Source organism: Shewanella insulae (genome assembly GCF_009831655.1).
Taxonomy (GTDB): Bacteria; Pseudomonadota; Gammaproteobacteria; order Enterobacterales; family Shewanellaceae; genus Shewanella; species Shewanella insulae.
Genome location: NZ_WRPA01000034.1, coordinates 1 through 1,898 on the forward strand (window position 1 = coordinate 1; position 1,898 = coordinate 1,898).

Annotated in this window: 1 protein-coding gene; it reads right to left on the reverse strand. The window is 40.8% G+C overall.

Annotation, left to right across the window (positions count from 1 at the left end; all coding sequences use genetic code 11):
* Nucleotides 1-282: 282 nt before the first annotated feature.
* Entirely contained in the window at nt 283-1,722 is a 1,440-nt protein-coding gene (locus tag GNT65_RS20345; protein ID WP_160798993.1) for a hypothetical protein, read from the reverse strand.
* Nucleotides 1,723-1,898: the final 176 nt, after the last annotated feature.

The window sequence follows — 1,898 nt, forward strand, 5'->3', positions numbered from 1 at the left end:
TGACGCCGACTTTACAAGAGGTGTCCATCTCATCATCCATGGATGCTATGCGAAATCTTCTGACCTCCAAGGATGGAGGAAATGCCAAAAAATGTAGGGAACATTTTAGGCCCTGATTTCGAAGGCCAAAAGCATGTTTACACCTAGTTATCCATCTCTTCGATTGAGCCGCACTTGGCAGTCATCATCTTCTAAAAGCTAAGTCCTTTTTGGACAAAAATGAGTTAGAACTACAGAGTTATATATGTGAGCTCTAGGTTAATTTTTTTGTGCAGCAATTTGTTAGGTTCTTTTGCTTGCAGACGCTTTTTGATTTCCATCGACATACCATATATCGGATGCTTTACCATGTTCTTTTATGAAGTCATTTCTCATTTTCTGCACTACATCGTATTTTTTCCCAATACCGCCAACGTCGATAATTAGAAATACACCTAAATCTGTGTCGTCAGCTTTCTTATAGATTTCTAATTGCTTTTCATATCCATGGACCAAACTACTATTATTGGACAACTTAACTTCGACCACCAATTTAGAGTCAAAGCCCTGAGAGAGCTTGAAATCTACAGGCCCATTACCGGAATCTGCTTCTGGTGTTAAATCAATATTGTTAGCCTTGCAATAACTATAAGCAACAGCGAAGAAAAGCCGTTGTGACGCTTTCTCCTTTCTAGGCTTTCCATTTTCATCCCAAAGCTCTTTCCATAAACCCTTGTTCTCAACCAAATCTTGGAACTGACTTAGTATTTTGTTAACTATCTCTACTACTTCCTCTGCGCTTAGTTTTCTTCCAGCATAGTTAGAAAGATCGTAGGGGTAGTCCTTGGGAATTTGCTTCAGTAACTCAGTCCAAAATGACTCACCGTTTCTGTCACTTTTAAAGTCATATGGCTTGGGTTCCACCTCAAGAATCATATCCATGACCTGTTGGAAAGCTTCTTTGCTACTGAGAGCAGCTTTTTTGAGTCTCTGCTTATCCTTTTTAGTCATTGTTGCCCAGATTTCACCAACGTGACCATTGACCCGCTCTCTAAGATCTTCATTTTCCCTGACAACTCTCGATATATCACTCCAATCGGAAGCAATTGGCAAATCACGCACGATATCGTTTGGCACAAAGATTAATGGTTGATCTGAGTACGGATTAACTACCAAATTATAGTTATTGGCTCCGACCTTAAATTGTTTAGTAGGTACTTTAAGTGTTTGATTGACTCGCTCAGAAAAAGAAATCAAGTTCGGCAGAATAATGTTGGTTGTCATATCGCTGATTCGATCAGGCCCAATACCTTCTTCGAATAAAGCTAAAGCCATAAAAAGATCTATATCATCCACACCAAGCGCGACAATCTGAGAAGCAGTATCCAGTGTGCTAGAGATTAAATCCTTTCCAAATCCAGATCCCTTAACGGTTGTACCATAGCCCAAACAAGTCCAGCTAATTTCTGAGAAATGGAAAAGTCTTTTTGCATTACGCCATGGAACATCATCTACTGTTTTAGATACGGATAAAAGTTTGATGATTTTTTCAAAGCGCTCTCTATAAGATTGATAAGCCCCATCACTAATCTCCTTGTGAGCACTTCCTTCCAATAACAGTGGATCTATAAAGACCAAGGTGTCTGTATTCAGCAGTACGTTTACAACCCCAAGCCTCTCCAGAACCGCTACGTCTATACCGAATTCACTCGAAATCGTGGCTGGATTTTTTATTTTTCCCATTTTCGAATCCTTGATTATTTGGGGGGCTGCGAGAACCTAACGCCGCACTCTGTAGGATCCCCTCATAATTCATACCCCCAACAGCCGTGAATGAGTGATAATTCTGCCAGCTTCCTGGCGGCATTCAGTAGGTCATCGACTGACATTGGGTATTTGTCTCGCCGTCGCATCAGCTC